Source organism: Streptosporangium sp. LJ11, assembly GCF_051918945.1.
GTDB lineage: Bacteria > Actinomycetota > Actinomycetes > Streptosporangiales > Streptosporangiaceae > Streptosporangium.
Genome location: NZ_JBPXMB010000002.1, coordinates 334,813 through 358,580, shown reverse-complemented (window position 1 = coordinate 358,580; position 23,768 = coordinate 334,813). Strand labels below are relative to the sequence as shown.

Genomic DNA, 23,768 nt, shown 5'->3' with positions numbered 1-23,768 from the left:
GAACGACAAGGATCAGTACACGTCGCGTACGTAGCGCCTGCTGGCGGCCAGGTGCTTGACGTACACGGCGGCCTCGTCGTCGCCGAGGCCGCCGTGGACGGTGGCGATCTCGCGCAGGGTCTGGTCGACGTCCTTGGCCATCCGGCTGGCGTCACCGCAGACGTACAGGTGGGCGCCGTCCTGGAGCCAGGACCAGAGCCGGCCGCCGTGCTCGCGCATCCGGTCCTGGACGTAGACCTTGGCACGCTGGTCGCGGGAGAAGGCGAGGTCCAGCCGGGTCAGCAGCCCGTCCTGGTAGAAATCGTTGAGCTCGTCGCGGTAGTAGAAGTCACTGGAGCGCCGCTGCTCACCGAAGAAGAGCCAGTTGCGGCCGGAGTGGCCCAGGGCCCGGCGCTCGTCCAGGAAGCCGAGGAAGGGCGCGACGCCCGTACCCGGGCCGATCATTATCATCGGGACGGCCGGATCGGCCGGTGGGCGGAAGTGCCTGTTGCGCTGGACGAAGACGGGTACGGAGGCGTGCCCGGGGCTGTCCGCGAGGAAGGACGAGCACACCCCCTTGCGCGCCGTACCGCGCGGGTTGTCGAAGCGGACGACCGAGACCGTCAGACGCACCCGGTGCGGATCGACCAGCGGGCTGGAGGAGATGGAGTACAGGCGCGGCTTCAGGCGTTTGAGGACGTCCGCCCACTCCTGGGCCGTGGCCCGGACGCGGAGTTCGCCGGCCACGTCGACGGCCTGGCGGCCCCAGGTCCACTTGGCCAGCTCTCCCCCGTTGCCCGAACGCAGGAACCGGGTGAGATCGCGGTCGCGGGTACGTTCGGCGACGAACCTGAGCAGGCCGGAGGTGATCCTGGTGATCTCCAGGTGGTTTCGCAGGGCCTCACCGAACGGGACGGGGCCGAGGCCGGGTATCTCGACGGTGTCGGCGGGGTCGAGACCGGTCACGGTCAGCCACTCGGCGACGAGGCCGGCGCTGTTGACCGGCATCACCCCGAGCGCGTCACCGGCCTGGTAGGCCAGCTCGCCGCCGGTGTCGAAGGTGAACTGCCGTACCTCCTTGGCCGAGCCCGGCAGGCTGAGCAGCCGGTTGCCGGTCAGGGGGGCGCTGAACGGCGCGGCCCTGCCGAATCCCGTCGACGACTCGGGCTCCGGGGACGTCGGCCCGATGCCTGGGAGGGGCCGTTCGGGACCCGGGGACGCCGATCCGGGGTCCGAAGGCGCCGGCTCGGGGCCCGGTGTCGCCCCAGGGTCCGTGCGGCCCGGGAACACCGGCCCGGGGTCCGGCGTCGATCCGGGATCCGCCCGCGTCGGTCCGGGCTCCGAGCTCGCCGGGGACGGCGCGGAAGGCGGGGAAGGCTCGGCGAGGGTCGTGAGCAGTTGCTCGAGCCAGCCCAGGGCCCGCGAGTGGTCGTCGGGCTCGCAGTCCACGCGGGGTGCCAGACGCTGGGCGCCCAGCTCCTCGAGGCGCTGGTCGAGCCGCCGCCCGTGGCCGCAGAAGTCGTCGTAGCTGGAGTCGCCGAAGGCGAGGACGGCATAGCGCACGCCGTCGAGCCGGGGGGCGCCGGACCCGATGAGGGCCTCCCAGAACCCGACGCCGTTGTCGGGTGCCTCGCCGTCGCCGAAGGTGCTGGAGATGACGAGAAGGTCCGCACCACGGGGAATGCTGTCCGGGGCGCAGTCGGCCATGCTGATCAGCCGGGGGGCTCGCCCCGCGCCGGTGAGCCGGTCGGCGCTGGCGACGGCGAACTCCTCGGCGTTCCCGGTCTGGGAGGCCCACAGGACGACGATGTCGCGCGCCGGCGACACCGGGTCGCCGGTCACTCGCTGGGGCGGCGGCGCGAGAGTGCGGGAGAACATGCCGGCCAGCACCCCGTTGATCCACAGGGCGTGGGCGGGCTCGACGGGCGCGTGCTCCGGCAGGACCGGCACGACCGTACCGGCGGACCCCATGCCACCGGGGGCGGATGCCGCGCCGTCGGGAACGGATGCCGTGCTGTCGGGAACGGATGCCGTGCTGTCGAGGGCGGACAGGAAACCGGCCATGTAGCGGCGCTCGTGGTCGGCGAGCGACGGCGGTGTCAGGTCGGTCACCCCGAGCAGGTCGGCCAGCGCGGCGATCCGGGCGGGCCGAGCGGCCTCCGGCGCCGTTCCGGCGGCCTCCGGAACCGCGTACTCCGGCCCCATGGGGAAGGCGATCGTCCGGGCCTGCTCGGAGATCGCGGGGAGCCCCGCCGTCCCGGCGGGGTTCGAGGCCATCGGGGATGCCGGGGACGCCTCGGAGGCGACCCTGGTGAGGGAGACCGCGCACGCCTTGAACTCGGGCTGGAAGGAGATGGGATCGACGGCGTCGCTGGTGACCGCGTTGACGCTGAGGTACTCGCCGAACAGGTCGTTCCAGTGGAACGGCGCGAAGCAGTTGCCCGGCATGACGCGGTCGCTCAGCCGGGCGGGCAGCACGGCCCTGCCGCGCCGGGAGGCGATCTCCACCAGGTCGCCCTCGCCGATCCCCTGCCCGGCCGCGTCGCTGGGGTGGATCTCGACGAAGGGCCCGGGGTTGAGCTTGTTGAGCTTGGCGACCCTTCCCGTCTTGGTCAGGGTGTGCCACTGGTGCTGCAGCCGGCCGGTGTTGAGGACGAAAGGGTAGGCGTCGTCGGGCAGCTCGGCGGCGGGCAGGTGCGGGCGGGGGAAGAAGGCGGCCCGGCCGTTCGGGGTGGCGAAGGCGAGGCGCGGGCGGCTGCCGTCGGGCCGGATGAGCGGTGCCTGGCTGGTGCCGTCGTTGAGATAACGGACGGGATTGCGGTCACCGCCGCCCGGCGGGCTCGGCCACTGGACGGGGGTCTCGCGCAGCCGCTCGTAGGTGACGCCCCGCAGGTCGTAGCCGGTCTTGGGATTCCACGTCCGCTTGATCTCCTCGAACACCTCCTCCGCGCAGGTGTACGAGAAGGCGTCCTCGAAGCCCATCTCGCAGGCGACGCGGGCGATGATCTGCCAGTCGGGCAGCGCCTGTCCCGGCGGTTCCACGGCCTGCCGGAGCAGGGTGAGGTTCCGCTCGGAGTTGACCATCACGCCCTCGGTCTCGGCCCACATGGCCGCGGGCAGGACCACGTCGGCGTAGGCGTTGGTCTCGGTGGCGGCGAAGACGTCCTGGGTGACGACGAACTCGGCGGCCTCCAGGCCGGCGATGACGGTCCTGCGGTTGGCGACGCTGGCGACCGGGTTGGTGCAGATGATCCAGCACGCCTTGATCTCGCCCTCGGCCATGCGCGAGAACATCTCGACGGTCCCCTGGCCGACGTCGGTGCGCAGGGTGCCGGGCGGCAGGTTCCACAGCTCCTCGGTGAAGAGGCGGTCCTCCTCCACCAGCACCGAACGCTGGCCGGGCAGTCCGGGACCCATGTAGCCCATCTCGCGCCCGCCCATGGCGTTGGGCTGGCCGGTCAGGGAGAACGGGCCGCTGCCGGGGCGGCAGATCGCGCCGGTGGCCAGGTGCAGGTTGCACAGCGCGTTGGTGTTCCAGGTGCCGTGCGTGCTCTGGTTGAGCCCCATCGTCCAGCAGCTCATCCACTCCCCCGCCGCGCCGATCCACTCGGCCGCCTGCCGCAGGTCGTCCTCGGGGATGCCGGTGAGGGCGGCGACCGTCTCGGGCGGATAGTCCCGCAGGAAGTCCGGCATCGCCTCCCAGCCGTCGGTGTGGCGCTCGACGAACTCGTGGTCGACGTGGCCGCCCTCGACCAGCAGGTGCAGCAGCCCGTTGAGCAGGGCCAGGTCGGTGCCGGGCCTGATCTGCAGGAACAGGTCGGCCTTGTCGGCGGTGGCGGTACGGCGCGGATCGACCACGATGAGCTTGGCCCCGGCCTTGACCCGCTCCATCATCCGCAGGAACAGGATCGGGTGGCAGTCGGCCATGTTCGCGCCGATCACGAAGAACAGGTCGGCGTGGTCGAAGTCCCGGTACGAGCCGGGCGGGCCGTCCGACCCGAGCGACAGCTTGTAGCCGCTGCCCGCGCTGGCCATGCACAGCCGGGAGTTGGACTCGATCTGGTTGGTGCCGACGAAGCCCTTGGCGAGCTTGTTGGCCAGGTACTGCGCCTCCAGCGTCATCTGGCCGGACACGTAGAACGACAGCGCGTCCGGCCCGTGCTCGTCCAGGATCCGCCTCAGACGCCGGGCGGTCTCGCTGATCGCCGCGTCCACGCCGGTCGGGGCGAATTCGGCGCCCCGCTCCGGCCTGACCAGCCCGCTCTCGAGGCGGCCGGGGGCGGCGAGCATGTCCGAGGTCGTGGCTCCCTTGGTGCACAGCCGGCCGGCGTTGGCCGGGTGGCTCTTGTCGCCGGAGGCCTTGACGACCCGGCGCCGCCCGTCCACCTCCAGGACGATCCCGCAGCCGACACCGCAGTACGAGCAGACCGTCTTCACTCTCTCTGACGCCGCCATAGAGTCCCTTCTCCCTGAGCAGGGGCCCCTGACGCCCTCCGCCGGACAGCGGGAACGCCAAAGCCGCATCGGGCGGATCCAACGACGGAAACATAAGAAACAGGCGTTACGTAGATGTCACAGATGTCAGCGCTCGGCTGTTACATCCGCCTAACCGCCGATCTCCCCCGGCCACGTCCGGAGAGATCCCAGCTCGGTGGCGGGTCGCGCTCTCCGGCGGGGACGGAGAGCGCGGTCATGGCGGAGCCCGGCTGATCTTCCGAAGACATCCGATGTGTCTCCGCAGCGTAGCGAGCCACCGAGAGGACGGTCACGGCCAATGTCAGGCCACGCGACCTGAGCGGCCGAGAGTTGAGCGCGTACACGCGTCCCAATCCACCCTCGCCACACCCTTGACAGATCGGATGTTTCGGGAGATCAATCAATTGGTTAATTTTTAGGACATCTCATCGGGACGTCTTGGGCGGCTTGGAGGTGTCCACGCATTTCGTCCGGTTCGCTGCGGCCCGTAACAGCGTGCGCGCAGCGGCGAGCTGATCGCATCCACCCACAGGAGAGGACTTCATGCGGTCAACACTCGTACGAGCAGCACTGTCCCTGCTATTGGCGCTGGCGGCGACGGTCGTCGCGCCGTCGGCACCGGCGGTCGCCGCCGGGCCGGGCGACAACTACGTCGCCGACGACGCGCTGACCTCAACGCGCACCCACTGGTTCGACGAGGCACGCTTCGGCATGTTCATCCACTTCGGCCCGTACGCCATGTACAAGGGCCAGTACAACGCGTGCCGCGACGCCGAGTGGATCAAACGGCAGTGCGACATCCCGTGGAGCGAGTACGAGGCGAAGGCCGCCACCTTCAACCCCGCCTCGTTCGACGCGAACGCCATCGTGCAGCTGGCCAAGCAGGCCGGCCAGAAGTACATCGTCATCACCTCGAAGCACCACGACGGATTCGCCATGTGGCCCACCGCCGTCAACCGGTGGAACCTCCGCGACCACTCCGGCTTCTCACGCGACATCCTGCGCGAGCTCAAGACCGCCGCGACCGCCAACGGCATCAAGCTCGGTTTCTACTACTCGATCTGGGACTGGCACGACCCGGACTTCGTCGGCGACTTCCCGGCCTACGTCACCAGGATGAAGGCGCAGCTCCGGGAGCTGGTGACCGGCTACGACCCCGCCGTACTGTGGTTCGACGGCGAATGGGCCGAGACCAACCCCACCAACCCGTGGTCGGCCCAGGACGGCGAGGATCTGGAGCGGTTCGTCCGTGGCATCTCGCCGCAGGTCGTCATCAACAACCGGGTGGGGAAACGCCGCGCCGTCGACGGTGACTTCGGCACCCCCGAGCAGGCGCTCGCCGGTTCCCCGCCGTCGATCCAGCTGCAGGAATCCTGCATCACGATCAACAACACGTGGGGGTACGCGGCCTGGGACACCAACTTCAAGTCACCGGCCACGATGGTGCGCGACCTGGCGACCCTGACGAGCAACGGCGCCAACCTGCTGCTCAACATCGGCCCCACCGACACCGGCGCGGTCACCGCCGGGCAGGCCGACGGCCTGCGCGGCATGGGAACGTGGATGGCCGCCAATGGGGCGGCCATCACCGGCGCGGGCCACACGGGCCTGGTCAATCAGCCGGCCTGGGGCCGCGTCACGCGCAAGGGCGACAAGCTCTACCTGATCGTCAACTCCTGGGCCGGCACCCTGCACCTCAGCCGGCGCTCGCCGTTCACGGTCACCGGCGCGCGGGTGCTCGGCAGCACGTCACCCGTGACCGTACGGACCGCCGGCAACGGCTACGACTTCCTGCCCGGCGGCGGCGCCACCAACGGCATCGCCACCGTCATCGAGGCCGACATCACCACCACCGCGCCCACGGCGGCCGGTACCGGTTCCGGGCTCAAGGCGGAGTTCTGGAACAACACCACGTTCACCGGCACACCGGCGGTCACCCGCACGGATCCCACCGTCAACTACGCCTGGCGTTTCACCGGCTCCCCGGCGCCTTCGATCGGCGTCGACAACTTCTCCGGCCGCTGGACCGGCTCCATCGAGCCGCGATACTCCGAGCGCTACACCTTCACCACCGCCTCCGACGACACCGTGCGGCTGTGGATCGACGGACAGCTCGTCATCGACAACACCACCCCGCACACGGCGGCCGTCGACCAGGGCAGCGTGACCCTCGTCGCCGGTCGCCGCTACGACATCCGCCTGGAACACACCGAACGCGGCGGCGAGGCGTTCATGAAGCTCGCCTGGGCGAGCCCCAGCACACCGGCCCAGATCGTGCCGCGGTCGCAGCTGTATCCCACCGTAAGTACAGTCCAGCGGTTCAACGACAACGCGGCCACCTACAGCACCGGCTGGGCGACCAGCAGCGACCGGGGTTTCGGTGACTACAACGACGACGTGCGGTACACGACCACCAACGGCGCGTCGTTCACCTTCGCCTTCACCGGCACCGGCATCGACTACCTGTCGGAACGCAACTCCGATCAGGGTCTCGTGGACATATACCTCGACGATGTCCTCCGGGCCACCGTCGACACCGGCAACGGCACCCGTCTGACCCAACAGGTCATCTACAGCGTCCGCGGGCTGTCGCAGGGGACACACACCCTGCGCGGCGTCAAACGATCGGGCACCTACATGCTCGTCGACCGCTTCGACATCACCTTCTAGCAGCCCAGGTGACCGGCGGGGTGGTTCCCCCCGTCGGCCACCAGATCCCGAACTCGACATGGCGAACGTGGAAGCAAGGACCTAAAAGGTCGCCGATCCATCGCGTGGGAGCCGGAACCAGACCACCCCGCCCACCTCGTCGCCGCGATCGGCGCCCCAGGTGACGGCCAGCCGATCCACCCAGCTCAGACCGCGCCCGCTGAGACCGTCGTCGTCAGTGGTCCGGATCGCGGGGACATTGACGGCCGAGCCGTCGTCGACCACCTCGATATGAACGAGGTCGCCGCTCAGCCCCACCCGGACCGTGATGAGCCCGCCGGGCCCGGCCGAGTCGCTGTGCAGGATCGCGTTGGTCACCACCTCACTGACGAGCAGTTCGGCCGTTTCCAGCGTCTCGGCGGCCATCTGAGCGTGCAGAAGCTCCACCACCCATTTGCGAGCGGCCCCCGCCGACCGCGCGACACCAGGAAAATCCCGTCGGCCCACAACGCGCAGCCTGTCCGCACCATGGCCGACCCGCTCGTGTGTGCTCATACGCGCACCGCCGACACGATCATGTCGGCCGCGTTGTCCGCCTCGGCCCAGACCCAGTCGCTCCGCCGCCACAGCACCGACCACCACGGCCGCCAGGTGAAGGCCCAGCCCCACGCGCGGTGAACGACCCGGACCCGAAGCCGCACCCCGGACACGGACATGATCTCCAGCACCGGCGGCCCGGTGGCGGGGACGACCACCGACGTGGAGATCCCGAGGACCCGCAGATCCCAGCTCAGCCGTACGAGATGGATGTACTGCTCCTGCTGCGGGTCGCGCTTTCGCGCCGGTGTCGCCATCTTCGCACCTCCCTGTAGTCGACCGACTACAATTCGGAAGCTACCGTAGGTTGTATACGTTTGGTAGTTACCTTTGGAAGTTTCCAAAGGAAGTTTTCGTACGCGAGCCTCGAAGAAAGGGGGGCCATGGCCGCCGACACGAGTCCCACCGTGCGCAGACGACGCCTGGCGTCGGAGCTGCGACGACTGCGCATCGAGCACGGACTGTCCATGCAGGAGGTGGCGGAACGCATGGAGCTCACGGCGGCCTCCGTCAGCCGGATCGAGACAGGCCGCAGGGGCATCCGGCCGCGAGACCTCCGCGCCTTCCTCGACATGTACGGGGTGCCCGAAGCGGATCGAGAGCCGCTGCTCGCCCTGTCCAGGGAGGCACGGCAGCGGGGATGGTGGCAGAACTACGGGGACGTGCTCCCCGGCGAGTACGCGACGCTCATCGGCCTCGAAGCCGAGGCGACGTCGCTCAGGACCTACCAGCAGACGCTGGTGCCCGGACTGTTGCAGACCGCGGACTACGCGCGATCGGTCATCGCGGCCACGCGTCCCGGTGACACGCCGGAAGAGGTCGAGCGCAGGGTCTCCGTGCGGATGGAGCGCCAGAAACGGCTCACGGACGACAATCCGCTGGAACTCTCCGTCGTTCTCGGCGAGGGCGTGGTGCGTCAGCACGTGGGAACGGCCCAGATCACCGCCGACCAGTTCAAACACCTCGGCGAGATCGGCCGTCGGCCCAACGTGATGCTCCAGATCCTCCCCTACCGGGCCGGGGCGCATCCGGCGATGACCGGATCGTTCACCGTCGTGGGCTTTCCCGCTTCGAGCGACCAGGACGTCATCTATCTGGAGAACATGTCCAGCGGCCTGTATCTGGAGGACGCCACAGACGTCCGTCGCTACGTCTCGGTGTTCGACTACCTCAGGGCAGCGGCCCTCAGTCCCGCCGACACCGCGACTATGCTGATGAACGCGCCGAACAACCTGGCGTGAGTGTCCAGCCGAAGGGGCGCGCGATGTCCGACCCGGTAGACCTGACCAACGCCGCGTGGCGCAAGAGTTCGCTCAGCGGAGGCAACGGCGATTGCGTGGAGGTTGCGGACCTGGGCGACGTCGTGGCCGTCCGCGACTCCAAGAACCCCGGCGGCCCCACCCTCGCCTTCACCCGCGCCACCTGGTCGACCTTCGTCACACAGCTGAAGAACGACGCGTAGATCCCGAGACGGGAGACGACCGCTCGCCTCGACGGTCGGGGAACCTCAGGGTGGTCTGCCGGGATCGTACCGACCACAGGCCGCACGATCCCGGCAGGGGCCTGCGAGTCAGGCGACCAGGTCCGCGACCAGTTCCAGTTGTTCCAGACGGAGGCGGAGGGTCGGGGTGACCAGGCCGGCGACGAGGGAGGTTGCGCCCGCCTCACGGTAGGCGGCGACCCGTTCACAGAGCTTCCCCGGCGGCCCGCACATCGTCTGAACCACGGCGGTTTGATGCCCATGTTCTTATCTCGAGAAGAGCAGGGACGAACGGAAGGGTGCGGGCAGACGTGAAACTGGACATAGACTACCCGGAGCGGATATTTCGTCTGTGGATTTATGTGCCGACGCATTCCAAACTGCTGCTCCGCAGCGGCCTGGAAACATCCGGCACATCCCGGATCGACATCGCTTTCGGGGGCGTCCTGGCGGTCAGCCTGCCCGTGTCGATGGAAGGCCTTACGATCGGGAAACCCGACTCGAAATCGATCCGCTCCGTCGCTGCCCAGCTTGGGTCTCGCCTGAACCTGGATGACCTTCTGATCGTCCGCGGGCGAGATTACGGTGGATACATAGTGGCTAGCATAATAGAAATAGACGAAAGCGATCGCCGCATGCGAGAGCAAGACAAATGGGGCATAACCCCGCCAGGATAAAACCCCGCCCAGAAAAGACGAACCGCGATCCAGGCCTGTGCGATGCCGAAGAACAACACCTGCTTCCCGGAATCGGACAGGACACAGGAAACTGATCACGATCGACTGCTAATCGCGGGTTCCACCGGCCACAACCGCATTCAAGATCGACCCATGGCCGGTTTTCCCCGCATCTCAGCTGGACCCGGCTTTCGGCCGTTCCGCCACTTCGCCCGTCGTGGCGACACTGGCAGTCCGATGCCGAACGAGCATGATCGGCTCAGCTCCGCCCACCGCGTCAGGTCACCGGCCGCGCTGCCGCGGCGGCCTCGTTCCAGGCACGCTGGTGGCGGGTGATCTGCTGGAGGGTGTCCTTGAAGGCGGTGTACCGGTCGGCGCCGAGGGCCTGTTCGTAGCGGTCTTCGATCGCGGCGAGGATGGCGCGGGCTTTGGCGACCTCGTCCAGGGCGCGGCCGGTGGGGACGATGAGCTTGGCGCGACGGTCGGCGGGATCGGGTTGGCGGGTGACGTAGCCGAGGCGGGCGAGTTCGTCGGTGATCGTGCCGACGATCTGCTTGTGCTGGCCGGACCGGGCTGACAGATCGGTCGCGCGGGTGCCGTCGGGGTCGAGGAAGGCCAGGACCGTTCCGTGCCGCGGGCTCACGTCGGGGTGTCCTTGCTCGGCCAGGGTGTGGAACAGCTCCTCCTGGATGGCCCGCATGAGCTGACCTGTAAGCATGCCCAGGTCTGGGCCTCTGCCGGTGGTACCCATGGAAGTCCTCTCCGAATTTTTTAGTCACGATCATTGACGATCATTGATCGTGACTATATCGTAAATCCCAGTTGATCTCACCCTTTGATCCAAAGAGGCAGACCATGCGCAAGATCATTGCATCCACCTACGCCACCCTCGACGGCTTCATCGACAACCCGCACGAGTGGTCGCTGCACTACTCCGGCGCCGAGTCCCAGCACTACGCGTTGTCCATGACACTCGGCGCCGACGCCCTGCTGCTCGGCCGCATCACCTACGAGGGCATGGCCCATGCCTGGCCGAACATGTCCGGCAACCCCTACGCGGACCACGTCAACTCCGTTCCCAAGTACGTGGTCGCCTCCCAGCCGGTCGACACCTCCGCGTGGAACTCCACGACGGTGATCCCCGGTGATGACCTCGTGGCGCAGGTCACCAAGCTCAAGGAACAGGACGGCAAGGACATCCTGATCTGGGGCTGCGGCCGCCTCACCGACGCCCTGGTCCAAGCCGGCCTGCTCGACGAGTACAAAGTGTGGATCTTCCCGGTCATCAAGGGCCAGGGCGAGCCCCTGTTTCGCGTCGACAGCGCCACCACCCTGACCCTGACCGACTCCACCACCTTCGCCGGCGGCACCGTCGTCCTCACCTACCGCCCCGAGCCCTCCGCCTAGTTCATCGCAGGACCGGCGAACACCCAGAAGGGAACGGTCATCATGATCCTGACCGGATCGAGGAACACCCCCACCCCCGCACGCCGTCTGCACGCGGGCTTCGCCGGCGCTGTGCATCTTCCCGGCGAAGCCGGATACGAAGAGCACCGGCGCCCGCTGTTCACACCGATCGACCAGCGACCCGCGCTGGTAGCCGAGGCGACCAGCGCCGAGGACGTACGGGCGGCGGTCGTGGCGGCTCGGGACGCCGGCCTGGCACTGGCTGTGCAGGCGACCGGGCACGGCACTCACGCGCCCTGCGACGGCGGCCTGTTATTGAGGACGTCCCCTATGAACGGAGTACTCCTCGATCCTCGCCGGCACATCGCCCGCGTCGGCCCCGGCGCCCGATGGGGCCAGGTCATGACGGCCGCCGAGCCGTTCGGACTGGCCCCTCTGTCGGGCTCGCACGCCGACGTCGGCGTGACCGGGTACACCCTCGGCGGCGGCCTGGGCTGGCTCTCCCGCGCGTACGGCTTCGCCGCCGACAGCGTGCTGCGCGCCCAGGTCGTCACAGCCGACGGGCGGCTCGTGACCGCCGCTCCCGACAGCCACCCCGATCTGTACTGGGCGCTGCGCGGCGGAGGCGGCAACTTCGGCGTGGTCACCTCACTGGAGTTCCGGCTGCACCCGGTGGCCCAGGTCTTCACGGGCGCCGCCTGTTTCCCGATCGAACGCGCCGGCGAGATCATGACCTTCTACCGGGACTGGATCACCGGGCTGCCCGACGAGCTCAGCACCGCACTGTCACTGACCTCGATGCCCGACGCCCCAGAGGTGCCCCCACTCGTGCGCGGCCGCCGCGTCCTGCGGTTCAAAGCGCTGTACGCGGGGAGCGCCGACCATGGCCGGCGGCTGCTGCGGCCGCTGCGGCGAGCCGCGGGCCCGGCGCTCATCGAGGACTTCCACACCATGCCGTACGCCGAGGCCTCCATGGGCGGCACCGCCCCTAGCCAGGTCGAACTCCTGAAGGAACTGCCGGACTCGGCGATCGCGGCGATCATACGCGTCGCCGAGCCGTACGACGGACCGGCCGTGGAGATCCGGCACTGGGGCGGCGCCATGGGCCGCCCCGGCCCCGACGCCGGTCCGGTCGGCCACCGCGCCACCCGCCTGTCGGTGATCGCCGACGCCGGCTCTCCGGTCCTGGCCGACGCCCTGCGCGCGCACACCAGCGGTGGGGCGTTCCTGAACTTCCTGCACGACTCGACCCGGACCGCGGACGCCTACACCGCCGCCGACCACCGGCGGCTGAGCTCCGTCAAGCGCCTGTACGACCCTGACAACACCTTCGGTGTCACACACAACATCCCGCCGGCACCGCTCGCCACCGCCCGTCCGGCGTCATCGAAGTGGGCTCCGTCTCCGGCGGTTCCCGCCTGAGGGTCAGCAGGCGAGGCCGACCGTCTTCCGCGACTTGCGGCGCGGCGGTTCACCGCCGATGACCGTCCAGCTGTTCCTCAACCCCGTGGTCCTGGACCAGTCCGAGGTCCAGCAGGCTGTTCGCCGCGTCTGTGACGAAGTCGGCGGCCGGCCGCGTGCGCCGGCCCAGGACATCGGGGTCTTGGCAGGTCAGGTCACCAGTTCCGCCACCAGTCCCAGTTGTTCCAGGCGGAGCCTGAGCGTCGGGGTGACCAGGCCGACGACGAGGGAGGTCGCACCCGCCTCGCGGTAGGCGGCGACCCGTTCGCGGAGCTTGCCGGGCGGCCCGCACATGGTCATCGCGTCGACCAGGCCGTCCGGGAGCAGCGACATCGCCTCGCCCTGGCGCCCGCCCAGGAACGCCTCCTGGATCGCCTCCGCCTCCTTCTCGAAGCCCAGGGAGCGGGCCAGGCGGTTGTAGAAGTTGGTACGGCGCGAGCCCATGCCGCCCAGGTAGAGGGCGAGCATGGGCCGCATCATGTCGTAGGCCAGCTCCTCGTCGTCGTCGACGAGGGTGAGGATCATCGGCGCGACGTCGAAGCCGTCCAGGCTGCGGCCGGCCCGTGCCGCGCCCGCGCGCAGGTGGGCCGTGCGCTCGGCCAGGTGCTCGGGCGGGAAGTGGATCGCGAGCCAGCCGTCGGCCAGCTCCCCGGCGAGCGCGGTCGTCTCCGGGCCCATCGCGCCGAGATAGACGGGAAGGTGCTTCTGGACCGGGGAGACCCCCAGGGACAGCTCCTTGCCCTGCCCGCCGGGGAGCGGCAGCGTCATGGTCTCGCCCGAGTAGCTCACCGGGCGGCCTTCCAGGGCCAGCCGCAGCACCGACAGGTAGTCGCGGGCTCGGGCCACCGGCCGGTCGAAGCGCTCCCCGTGCCAGCCCTCCACGACCTGCGGCCCCGACACGCCCACGCCCAGCCGGGCCCGGCCGCCGGAGACCTGGTCGATGGTGGCGGCCGTCATCGCCGCCACCACGGGCTTGCGGCCCGACATCTGCAGCACGCCGGTGCCCAGCGCGATCCGCTCGGTCTGGCCCGCGATCCACGCCATCAGGCTCGCCGGGTCGGTGCCGTACGTCTCGGCGGCCCACACCGACTCGTAGCCCAGCCGCTCGGCCTCGCGGACCAGGGCGAGGTGGTCGGCGGGACCGAGCCCGGCCCCGCCCCAGTAGCTCATGCTGTAACCGAGACGCATCCGATCTCCTCTGCGATGACGGTGGCGAGCAGGTCAGGGGTCTCCTCGGCCAGCCAGTGCGATGCGTCGAGCTCGCGCATCGACGGCCGCGCGACGCTCTGCCTGCGCCAGCCGAGCAGCCCGCCGCGCGACATGGAGCCGTCGCGGCTGCCGTACAGGACGGTGACGGGCACGGGCAGCGGCGGCCCCTGCCGGTGCCGGTACCGGGCGAGCATCCCGAAGTCGGCGCGGAGGGCGGGTTCGAGGATCGGCCTGAGCACCTCGCGCTCGGCCACCTCCGCCGGTACGCCGCCCAGCTCGATCAGCTGGTCCCAGAACAGCCACGACGGCAGGGACGGCAGCCTGCGCAGCAGGAGCGTGACGTCCGGCGCGGCGAAGGACCCCACGAGCAGCCGTTCCGGCCAACGCCCCGCTGACCCGGCCGGAAGTCCGGGCCCGTCCGGGGCGAGTTCGACCAGGCGGCGGCAGACCAGGTAGGCCAGGAGCGCACCGCTGCAGTAGCCGAACAGCGCGTACGGCTCGCGGGTGTTCGCCAGCAGGTCGCGGGCCAGGTCGTCGACCAGCTTGTCGAGGTCCTCGACCGGCGGCTCGGCCAGCCTGGCCTGGCGGCCGGGGAGGTTCACCGACCACACGCCGACCTCGTCGGGGAACCGCTCGGCCAGGTCGGTGAGCGAGGCGGGGCCGCTGCCCGCGTTGGGGAAGGTGTACAGGCGGATCCGGCCCCCCGGCCGCTCCCCCACCGGTACGAACCACGGCGCGGTCATCTGGGTCCTTCCATCGTGGGGACGTCGGGTGCGGGCTCCGGGGCTCCCGGCCTCGGGAAGACGATCAAGAGCCCGCCCCTTCCTGGATGAACGCGGCCAGCTCGGCCGGGGTGGGATGGTCGAAGACCGCGCGGACGTTGATCGCCCGGCCCGCGAGTTCCTCCAGCGGGGCGATCAGCCGTACGGCGAGCACCGAGTGCCCCCCGTTGAGGAAGAAGTTGTCGTGCTCGCCGAGCCCCGGGCGGCGCAGTGCCTCCCGCCAGAGCCGCAGCACCCCCTCGGCGAGCTCCGAGCTCGCCGGGGCGCGGGAGGCGGACGGCGGCTCGTCCTCGGGGACGGTCAGCCCTCGATAGTCGATCTTGCCGTTGGCGGTCGTCGGGAACTCGTCGGCCAGGACGATCCCCGAGGGGACCGCGTAGTCCGGCAGCCGCGTCCCCGCGTACCGCCACAGCTCCTCGCGCAGCGCGGCCCCGGTCTCCCCGTCGGGCAGGTCCGTGGGTTGCACGAACGCCACCAGCCTGTCGTCGTGGACGATGACGGCCGCGACCTTGACGGCGTCGTGGTGGTGCAGCACCGCCTCGATCTCGCCCAGCTCGATGCGGTGCCCGCGCAGCTTGATCTGGCGGTCGTCGCGGCCCAGCAGCTCCAGGGTCGCGTCGTGCCTGAGCCTGGCCATGTCCCCGGTCCGGTAGAAGCGCCCGTGGCGGGGGTGCTCGCCGAACCGCTCGGCGGTCAGCTCCGGCCGGTTGACGTACCCGGCGCTCACCCCGTCGCCCGCCACGCACAGCTCGCCGGGTACGCCCGGCGGGGCCTCGCGCCCGTCGGCGTCCCTGACGAAGATCCGGGTGTTGGCGAGCGGCACCCCGATCGGCACCGGGTCGGCCGGAGGAGCGAGGATCTCGGCGGCGGTGGACCAGATGGTCGTCTCGGTCGGCCCGTAGACGTTGAACAACCGGCAGCCGAGGCCCAGCAGGTCCGTGGCGAGCGCGGCGGGCATGGGCTCCCCGCCGCAGAGCACGATGCGCCCGGCCAGCTCGTCGCGCGCCTCGGGGGCGATGAGCCGCCAGGCCGTCGGGGTGGCCTGCACGACGCGTACGTCCCGTGCCGCGATGAGTTCCAGGAACCTGCGCGGCTGGAGCTGGTCGTCGTCGGAGGCGACGACCAGGGTGCCGCCGACGGTGAGCGGGAGCATCAACTCCAGTGCCGAGATGTCGAAGGAGGTCGTGGTGGACCACAGCACCGCGTCGCCCGCGCCCGCCCCGAGCCTGTCCGCGAAGTCGAGGACGAGGTTGGCCAGGTTGCCGTGGGTGACGGCCACCCCCTTGGGCCTCCCGGTGGATCCCGAGGTGTAGATCACGTAGGCGATCGACTCCCCGGTGACCGCCGCGGCGATCTCTGCCGGATCCAGCCGTCGCGCGGGCGCGCCGTCGCGGTCCGCCTGATCCGCCGCCCCGGCTCCGGGGGCCTGCGGCATGGAGAGTACGGGGACCTCCCCCGCCCAGGAAGCCTCGGAGTCGGCGATGACCAGGCGGGCCCCGCAGTCCTCCACCTGGTAGGCCAGGCGCAGCTCGGGCTGGCGCGGGTCCAGTGGCAGGTAGGCGGCCCCGGCCGCCCAGACGCCGAGCACCGCGGCGACCGTCTCCGCCGAACGGCCCAGGCCGAGCGCCACGATGTCGCCGGAGCCCGCGCCGTGCGAGACGAGGGTGTCCCTGACGGCGGCCGCCCAGGTGAGCAGCTCGTCGTAGGTGACCTCCCGGTCGCCGTCGCGGATCGCCGTACCGGTGCGGGCCTCGCGGGTCGCCTCCCGGTCGCCCTCACGGATCCCCGTGCCGCCACCGGGCTCGTGGACGCCTCCGGTGCGGGCGACGATCCGCTCCAGCAGCGTGGCCGGTCCTTCCCAGGTCCGCGCGGTGTCGTTGAGCCGGTCGAGCAGCCGCCGGTCGGCCGCGGAGAGGGAGTCCAGCTCCCGCTGCGGGCGCCGCGCGTCCTCGGCGGCCCGCCGCAGCAGGGCGGTCATCCGCGCGACGAACGCGGCGATCTCGGCCTCGTCGTGGACCTCCGTGCTGTGCCAGACCCTGAGCGTGAGCCTGCCGGGCTCCTGCACCGCGATGCACTGCAGGTCCAGGCGGCTGCGGTCGAACAGGTCCTCGACGTACTCGGGGACGGAGCCCAGGATGCTGACCTGGTCGTCGGTCCACGGCCGGTAGTTGAACATGTGCCGGAACAGCGGCACCCTCCAGTCGCCGGTGCCGTGCCCGCGCTCGACCAGCACCGCCTCCACCGAGGCGTCCGCGTGCTCGACCCCCTCGAAGAAGACGTCCTCGACCCGCCTGACCAGGGCGGCGAAACCCTCGTCCGGGTCGGCGCGCACCCGCATCGGCAGGGTGCTGACGCCGTAGCCGACGTGGCCGCGCATCGCGGCCGTCCTAGTGGTGACCGGCATCGCGGCCACCAGCTCGGGACCCGCGCCGTGGGCGCGCAGGGTGAGCATGAACGCGGCGGCCAGCACGATGTTGTCGGTGGTGCGCAGGCCGGTCCGCAGCGTGTCGAGCGCCCGCCGCGTGTCGGCGTCCACCTCCCAGGAGCAGGTGTGCCCGGCGAAGGTGGGCCGGGCGGGCGACGGCCTGCTGCCGGGGAGCACCATCGCGGCCGGATCGACGTCCCTGAGCCGGTCGAGCCAGTAGTCCAGCGACTCCCGGGACGCCTCCCCCGGCTCCAGCATGGGCGCGACGCCGGAGAGCGCGGCGGGGAGCGGCTCCTGGCTCGTCTGCGCGTCGTAGAAGCCGCCCAGTTCCTCGACGAGGAACTGCATCGAGGTGGCGTCGATGACGATGTGGTGGGCCACCAGGCAGACCACGCTCCCCCCGCCGTCGGGCAGCGCGAAGTGCCCGGCCCGGAAGAGCAGGTCGCGGCCCAGGTCGAAGGGCTCGTCCAGGAACCCCTGGAGGTCGGAGACGAGCGTCTCCTCGGTGGTCTCCCCGTTCACCAGCTTGATCTGCGCGTCCTGCGGGGCGGTGAGGTGCCGCACGGGCGCGCCGTCCACCACGGGGAACCGCAGGCGCAGGGCCGGATGCCGCTTGAGCAGCCGGTTCACCGCGATCTGCAGCGGGAATCTGCGCAGCGGCTCGCGGGTCCTGAACGCCACCGCCAGATTGGACACCCCGCTCGACCCGGCGAGCTGCTCCAGCACCCAGAACGAGTACGGGACCGCCCCGGGTTTGCGGAGCGGCTCGGCGGGCTCGGGCAGGCCCTCGGGGACCCGCGACGCGCCCTCGCGCTCCCGCGGCGCGGAAGCCAGCGGGGGGACGCCCGGCGGGGGAACGGGAACGACCGACGCCGGGGCGTAGCGGTGCCCTCCCGGGACGGGCAGGCGCTGCAGGGGGTGGTCGGGGTCGAGGGCGGCCCAGTCCACCGGGCAGCCGAGTGTCCACAGCCGGGCGAGCGCCGCGAGCAGGCCCCGGCGGTCGTCCCCGCAGTCGATCGTCCCCTCGTCCGAGGGCGCCCCCGCCGTCCCGATCAGGAGGGACAGCGTGCCTTCCGCACCGGTGGACTCCGGTCCGGCCTCCACCCGGGGCGAGGACTCCCGCGCAGGGACCGCCTCGTGAGGAGTCTCCGGTTCGTGGAACGTTTCATGCCCCGGCAGCGGCTCGGGCGCCACGATGTCGGCCGGTACCGACTCGGGCACCGTCAGGCCGTCCGGAACCGGCTCGGACACCGCCATCGCGTCGTCCGCCACCGGTTCGGGCACCTGTCCGGGCGCCCGCTCGGCCATCCGCTCCGGCGCCTGTCCCGGTCCCTGCTCAGGCACCTGCTCAGGCACCGCGACGGAGGCGGCGACCCGGGCGATCGCCTCGTCCAGTTCCAGCGTTCCCGAGAAGGCGGCGGCGGTGAGCTCGCCGACACCCTCTCCCGCGCATCCCACGGGTGTGACGCCCCAGCCGGTCAGGGTCGCCGCCAGGGAGTAGGTCACCGCGAACGTCACCGGGTCGTCGTCACGCTCCCCGGCGAGCCAGGCGTCGTAGAGATCGACGCCGTGCCGCTCGAAACCTTCCAGGCAGACGTCCATCGCCTCGCTGAACAGCCGCTCGGCCCCGTACAGCGAGGCCCCCAGCCGCCCGGCGCCCCCGGCGGGGAAGACGAACCTCACCTCGCCGGCCGCACCCTTGAAAAGCGGCACATACCTGAGCGTCGTTCCTTCTGGTGAGGCCTCGGGAGTCACGGCGACGGCCGTGGCGAGGGCCGCGGACGCCTCGGTGGGGGTGGCGGCCACGACCGCGCCCCGGACGGGACGCTGGGGGCGGCCCAGATGGAGGACGGCCACGGCGTCGGCGAACCGGTCGGCGCCGAGGGTGGCGAAGAACCCCGCCAGGCTCTTCCTCACGGCGTCGGCCTCCGCCGGCGTGCGTCCCGACCAGGCGACGACGCGGGGCCGGGAGTCCCCCGGGAGGTGGACCGGGGGGAAGCCCTCCTTCACCCTCAGCGGTTCCCGCAGGCGTGCGGCCGAGCCGCCTCCGCGCCAACCACCGCGCCCACTGCGGGTGGGAACGGTGCGGGCGGGAACGGTCCTGGTGGAAACGATGCGGGCGGGAGCGAGGCCGGGCGGGGATTCGATCACCGCCTCGATCACGGCGCTCACGAGGTCGCCGTCGAGGAGAGCGTCGTCCAGGCGCTTGAGCACGATCGTGGTGCCCGGTTCCGCGAGAGCGTCGAGGCTCGGTCCCGAGACCGAGACCACGAGGTCGCAGTCACCGACCGCGAGGGCCAGGCAGGCCTCCTCGGCCGGCTCGTAGCCGGCGAACACTCCCGGGGAGCGCGCGGGGTCGTATCCGGCGTTCTCCAGCGCGCCCTCCTCGGTCTCCCGCAGGACGACACCGGGAGGGGGGAGCGGGGCACGCGGGCCCATGCCGATCACGGCGATCGACGCGGTATCGGTCACCGAGGCGCCCCGCCGTCCCGGCGGATACGGGCGCGCACGTCCCTGCGGCTGCCCCCGACGGGGCGCAGGCGCGCGGGTTCGCTCCTGACGGGTTCCCGCGCGCCCTCGACGAGGCGGCTGAGCGCCCGCACGTTCGGCCGGGTGAACATCGAGGTGACCGGGATGTCGATGCCGAGCACCCCCGTGATGTCCGCGTGCAGCTCGACCAGTGCCATCGAGTTGAGCCCGGCCTCGAAGAAGTTCTCGTCGGGGTCGACCGCCCGGCCCAGGCGGGCCTCGATCATCTCCGCGACCGTGTCGGCGGCCGAGACGCGCGGCCCCGGTGGACCCGGAGGCCGCCCCTCGGCCTCCTCGCGTTGCCGCTCCGCTCCCACCGGCCGACTGCCCTGGATCATCCGGCGCCTTTCGTTGAGTTTGTCCGGTTCATCAGACGGGCCCCGTCCGGGCACGCCATGCACCGATCCTCTGACACCTATTCGGACACGACAAGAGCGTATTTTTCGGCATTTTTGAATCCGCAGCCGCGTGAAAAAGCCCCGGAAACGCGAACGGCCACCGCCGCAGCGGTGGCCGTACGCGATCGCGCAGATCAGCCGGGGTTGGAGACCGCCGCGCCGATGGTGTGCACGCGCAGGGCGTTGGTGGAACCCGCGGTGCCGGGAGGCGAACCGGCGACGATGACGACCTTGTCGCCCTTCTCCAGGCGGGAGTTGGCGAGCAGCGAGGCCTCCACCTGGCGGACCATGTCGTCGGTGTGGTGGACGAACGGCACCTCGAAGGTCTCCACGCCCCAGGTCAGCGCGAGCTGGTTGCGGACGTGGCTGGCGGAGGTGAACGCCAGCAGCGGGATCGGCGAGCGGTAGCGGGCCAGGCGGCGGGCCGTCTCACCGGACATGGTGAACGCCACCAGCGCCTTGGCGCCGACGATGGCGCCGACCTCCGCCGCGGCGCGGGCGATGGCGCCGCCGGTGGTCTCCGGCAGCCGGTCGAGGCTGTGCGTGGCCTGCAGGGAGCTCTTCTCCGCGGTCGTGGCGATGCGGCTCATCGTCTCGACGACCTCGACGGGGTAGTTGCCGACCGACGTCTCGCCGGAGAGCATGACCGCGTCGGCGCCGTCCATGACGGCGTAGGCGACGTCGGAGGCCTCGGCGCGGGTGGGCCGCGGGGAGGTGATCATCGACTCCAGCATCTGGGTGGCGACGATGACCGGGCGGGCCTTCTCGCGGCAGAGCTCGATGGCGCGCTTCTGCACGATGGGCACCTCCTCCAGCGGCAGCTCGACCCCGAGGTCGCCGCGGGCGACCATGATGCCGTCGAAGGCCTCGATGATCTCCGGAAGCCGCTCCACGGCCTGCGGCTTCTCGATCTTGGCGAGCAGCGGGAGGCGGATGCCCTCCTGCTCCATGATGTTGCGCACCACGTCGGCGTCGGAGGGACGCCTGACGAAGGAGAGGGCGACCAGGTCGAAGCCGGTGCGCAGGGCCCAGCGAAGGTCGGTCTCGTCCTTGTCGGTCAGGACGGGGGCGCTGACGTTGACGCCGGGCAGGTTGAGGCCCTTGTTGTCGGAGATCATGCCACCGATGATCACCCGGGTGGTGACGCGCTGGCCGTCGACCCGGGTCACCTCCAGCCGGACGCGGCCGTCGTCGACCAGGATGTTGTCCCCGGGACTGACGTCCTTGGGAAGCCCCAGATAGGACGTGGAGACCTGGTCACGGTCGCCGGGAACCTCCTCAGTGGTGATCGTGAAGACATCACCGAAGCCGAGGCGGACGGGGCCCTCACCGAACTTGCCGACCCGGATCTTGGGGCCTTGGAGGTCAGCCAGCAGACCCACGCCACGCCCGAGCTCGGCGGCGGCCTCCCTCACCCTGTCGTAAACCTCCTTGTGCAGCTCGTGGCTGCCATGGCTGAGGTTGAAACGGGCCACGTCCATCCCGGCCGCGATCAGTTCGCGGAGGCGTTCGGGAGAAGAGGTGGCAGGGCCGAGAGTGCAGACGATTTTCGCGCGACGAGTCACGGATCCCACCCTAATTGGTACAGACCACTTGGTCGTGACGTTGGTCAGAGCGCCGATGAAAAAATCGGTGACACAAAGCTACCCCGGATGAACGGCAGGTTGCGAATCGCCCTTTTTCTCAGACTTTGAGACCACATGTCGCAACGGGCGGGATCGGATCAGGGAGTGGAGGGGGTGGCCTTGGCGGCGTTGGCGGCGCTGATGACGCCGCGGCCGTAGAAGCCGTTGTGCGCCTTGGGACCCTCGCACTTGTGGACCTCGTCCACCACGAGGTCGATCTTGTAGGCGTACTCGCGCGGCGAGGGGCAGGCCTTCTCCGTGGCGGTGGAGTACATCAGGCGCTGGACGTCCGCGGCGGGCAGCGCGAGGCCGCCCTTGCCCGGCTTGCCGAAGCGGCTGATCAGGATGGCGGCGACACCGGTGGCGTGCGGGGCGGCCATGGAGGTGCCGACGAGGTACTGGTAGTAGGCGCAGGTGCCGCCCTCGCACTCCCGCACGATCGACGGGGACTTCGGCGCGCCGTCGGCGGCGAGCTGCCCCTTGGCCTTGAGCGCGTTCTCCGGCGCGGCGGCCAGGATGCCCCGGGTGGGGTCGTACGTGCCGCCGCCGTCGAACTCGTCCCCGCCGGGGGCCGCCAGGTCGGCCTGCTCGACGCCGTAGTCGGAGTAGTAGGCCTTGCGCCCGCTCTGGCCCACCGAGGTGACCGAGATGACGCCCTTGGACTCGGCCGGGACGTTCAGGCAGGAGTTGTCGACCTTGCGGGTGCGCTCGGTGTCCTTGGGGTAGTCGGGGCTGGTCGCGTCCTTGCTGGGCCTGCCGAGGTCGGTGGCGCCGTTGCCGATGGCGCTGATGAGGGTGACGCCGCGCTTGCGGGCGTAGTCGAGGGCGCGCTGCATGCCGGTGATGATGCCGCGCTGCTCCAGTTGCTCGGCCTTGGAGTCGGCGGGGTTGGCCTTGCAGTTGAACAGCCACGGGTCGACGTAGAAGCTCATGTTGACCACGTCGATCCCGGCGTCGGCGGCGTAGGTGAGCGCCTCGATGCTGGGCTTGAGGAAGAACAGGCCGGAGTCCTGGCCCGCGCGCAGGTTCACCAGGGACACCTGGGGGGCGACCCCGGCGATGCCCACGCCGTTGAGCGGCGAGGCGATGGTGCTGGCCACGTGGGTGCCGTGGCCGTCGTCGTCCCAGTCGACCGGGTCCTTGCAGCTCTTGAACTCGCAGGGCCCGTCGAGGGTCTTGCCGTTGGGGTCCTTGGGCCGGTCGGTCACGAAGTTGCGGCTCAGGGTTCGGTTGAAGTTGGGGGCGATGTCGGGGTGCTTGCCGTCGACCCCGGTGTCGATGACGCCGACCAGCACCCGCTTGTCACCGGGCTCGGTGGCGTAGGAGCCGTCCACGGTGGCGCCGATCATCTTCATGTCCCACTGCCGTCCGGCCAGCGGCTCGGGCGTGCCGGTGGAGGGCGTGGGGGCGCTGGGGGTGCCCGCCCGCCCGAGAGCGTCCGCGGAGGGGAAGGCGAGCGGGGTCCCGGCCCGGGAGGCGGTCCCGGCGCCGGGAACCCCGGCCGCGGGGGCGGTGGCGGGCGTCCCGGCCGTGGAGGCGGCGGTCGCGGGGGCGACCGCGGTGGCGGAGCCGATCCTGCGGTCGGAGGAGACCCCCTCGACGGCGTCGCTGCCGGCCAGGCTCTCCACGAAGCGGGGACCGGGACCGTCGGCGAGGACGTAGCCGATCCTGGTGTCGGTCGACAGGGCGGTACCGCCGCTCGCGGCGATCGCCTCGATCGCCCGGTCGCGGGCTCCGTCCGCGTAGAAGACCAGGTACTCGCGGTTCTGACCCGCGTCTGTCGTGGCCCCGCCGCCCAGGGCTCCCGCCGTGAGGGTCGCCGCCAGGGCGAGCACCGCCGCCGTGCCCGTCAGGCTTCTGATCCCGCGATTCATCGATCCTCCGCACCTGGCCTGATCAAGAAGAAATATCTTTCAGGCATATGTACGACAAAGCAATCTGAACACCCGCTCTGCGCATTTTTACCTGAAGCCGCCGGTAAGACATCTGCCACGCCGGACGGTTCCCGGACGTGGCGGGCGACGCCGCCCCCGGGTGACCCGTGACGTGCCCGAACCCGCCGTGTTCCCGCCGT

17 protein-coding genes are annotated in these 23,768 nt (G+C 70.6%); 6 read left to right on the top strand and 11 right to left on the bottom strand.

The annotated features are described in order from the left end of the window. Positions 1-12: 12 nt before the first annotated feature. Positions 13-4,434: a molybdopterin-dependent oxidoreductase gene (locus ACTOQ3_RS04120; RefSeq protein WP_440082060.1), complete on the bottom strand. Its 4,422-nt coding sequence runs from the start codon at positions 4,432-4,434 to the stop codon at positions 13-15. Positions 4,435-4,998: 564 nt separating this feature from the next. On the opposite strand from ACTOQ3_RS04120, the gene ACTOQ3_RS04115 reads away from it, so the two are divergent. Continuing rightward, positions 4,999-7,125: an alpha-L-fucosidase gene (locus tag ACTOQ3_RS04115; protein ID WP_440082059.1), complete on the top strand. Its 2,127-nt coding sequence runs from the start codon at positions 4,999-5,001 to the stop codon at positions 7,123-7,125. Between the two features lie 81 nt (positions 7,126-7,206). Here the strand turns inward: ACTOQ3_RS04115 and ACTOQ3_RS04110 are convergent, their stop codons facing one another. Next, entirely contained in the window at positions 7,207-7,659 is a 453-nt protein-coding gene (locus ACTOQ3_RS04110) for an ATP-binding protein (protein ID WP_440082058.1), read from the bottom strand. Next, complete coding sequence (locus ACTOQ3_RS04105) at positions 7,656-7,958, bottom strand: hypothetical protein (RefSeq protein WP_440082057.1); 303 nt, start codon at positions 7,956-7,958, stop codon at positions 7,656-7,658. Before ACTOQ3_RS04105 ends, ACTOQ3_RS04110 begins: the two co-directional genes overlap by 4 nt. Positions 7,959-8,084: 126 nt before the next feature. Here ACTOQ3_RS04105 and ACTOQ3_RS04100 point away from each other — a divergent pair, with 126 nt between their 5' ends. Both ACTOQ3_RS04100 and ACTOQ3_RS04095 read left to right on the top strand, forming a co-directional pair. Further along, complete coding sequence (locus tag ACTOQ3_RS04100) at positions 8,085-8,942, top strand: helix-turn-helix domain-containing protein (RefSeq protein ID WP_440082056.1); 858 nt, start codon at positions 8,085-8,087, stop codon at positions 8,940-8,942. Between the two features lie 23 nt (positions 8,943-8,965). Then, on the top strand, positions 8,966-9,163 hold the full coding sequence (locus ACTOQ3_RS04095) for a DUF397 domain-containing protein (RefSeq protein ID WP_440082055.1): 198 nt from the start codon (positions 8,966-8,968) through the stop codon (positions 9,161-9,163). 108 nt (positions 9,164-9,271) lie between these two features. On the opposite strand, the gene ACTOQ3_RS04090 is transcribed toward ACTOQ3_RS04095, so the two are convergent. Then, positions 9,272-9,427 (bottom strand): hypothetical protein, encoded by a 156-nt coding sequence (locus tag ACTOQ3_RS04090; protein ID WP_440082054.1) that lies wholly within the window; start codon positions 9,425-9,427, stop codon positions 9,272-9,274. A gap of 65 nt (positions 9,428-9,492) precedes the next feature. On the opposite strand from ACTOQ3_RS04090, the gene ACTOQ3_RS04085 reads away from it, so the two are divergent. After that, positions 9,493-9,858, top strand: coding sequence for a hypothetical protein (locus ACTOQ3_RS04085; RefSeq protein WP_440082053.1), 366 nt, complete (start codon positions 9,493-9,495; stop codon positions 9,856-9,858). Positions 9,859-10,135: 277 nt separating this feature from the next. Here the strand turns inward: ACTOQ3_RS04085 and ACTOQ3_RS04080 are convergent, their stop codons facing one another. Continuing rightward, positions 10,136-10,558, bottom strand: a complete 423-nt coding sequence (locus ACTOQ3_RS04080) for a MarR family winged helix-turn-helix transcriptional regulator (RefSeq protein ID WP_440082052.1) — start codon at positions 10,556-10,558, stop codon at positions 10,136-10,138. 155 nt (positions 10,559-10,713) lie between these two features. Between ACTOQ3_RS04080 and ACTOQ3_RS04075 the strand changes: the two genes are divergently transcribed. Further along, positions 10,714-11,265, top strand: a complete 552-nt coding sequence (locus ACTOQ3_RS04075; protein ID WP_440082051.1) for a dihydrofolate reductase family protein — start codon at positions 10,714-10,716, stop codon at positions 11,263-11,265. Positions 11,266-11,307: 42 nt separating this feature from the next. Beyond that, positions 11,308-12,687: an FAD-binding oxidoreductase gene (locus ACTOQ3_RS04070; RefSeq protein WP_440082050.1), complete on the top strand. Its 1,380-nt coding sequence runs from the start codon at positions 11,308-11,310 to the stop codon at positions 12,685-12,687. 189 nt (positions 12,688-12,876) lie between these two features. Here the strand turns inward: ACTOQ3_RS04070 and ACTOQ3_RS04065 are convergent, their stop codons facing one another. The 6 genes from ACTOQ3_RS04065 to ACTOQ3_RS04040 form a co-directional block, all read right to left on the bottom strand. Next, entirely contained in the window at positions 12,877-13,914 is a 1,038-nt protein-coding gene (locus ACTOQ3_RS04065) for an LLM class F420-dependent oxidoreductase (protein ID WP_440082049.1), read from the bottom strand. Next, a complete protein-coding gene (locus ACTOQ3_RS04060; RefSeq protein ID WP_440082048.1) occupies positions 13,893-14,678 on the bottom strand; it encodes a thioesterase II family protein in 786 nt (261 codons plus the stop codon). The genes ACTOQ3_RS04065 and ACTOQ3_RS04060 overlap by 22 nt, the downstream gene beginning before the upstream one ends. Positions 14,679-14,742: 64 nt before the next feature. Continuing rightward, positions 14,743-19,614, bottom strand: coding sequence for an amino acid adenylation domain-containing protein (locus ACTOQ3_RS04055; protein WP_440082047.1), 4,872 nt, complete (start codon positions 19,612-19,614; stop codon positions 14,743-14,745). After that, complete coding sequence (locus ACTOQ3_RS04050; protein ID WP_440082046.1) at positions 19,611-20,009, bottom strand: acyl carrier protein; 399 nt, start codon at positions 20,007-20,009, stop codon at positions 19,611-19,613. The genes ACTOQ3_RS04055 and ACTOQ3_RS04050 overlap by 4 nt, the downstream gene beginning before the upstream one ends. 194 nt (positions 20,010-20,203) lie before the next feature. Beyond that, positions 20,204-21,634, bottom strand: a complete 1,431-nt coding sequence (gene pyk / locus ACTOQ3_RS04045; RefSeq protein ID WP_362842710.1) for a pyruvate kinase — start codon at positions 21,632-21,634, stop codon at positions 20,204-20,206. 158 nt (positions 21,635-21,792) lie between these two features. Further along, positions 21,793-23,568, bottom strand: coding sequence for a S8 family peptidase (locus ACTOQ3_RS04040; protein ID WP_440082045.1), 1,776 nt, complete (start codon positions 23,566-23,568; stop codon positions 21,793-21,795). Between the last annotated feature and the right edge of the window lie 200 nt (positions 23,569-23,768).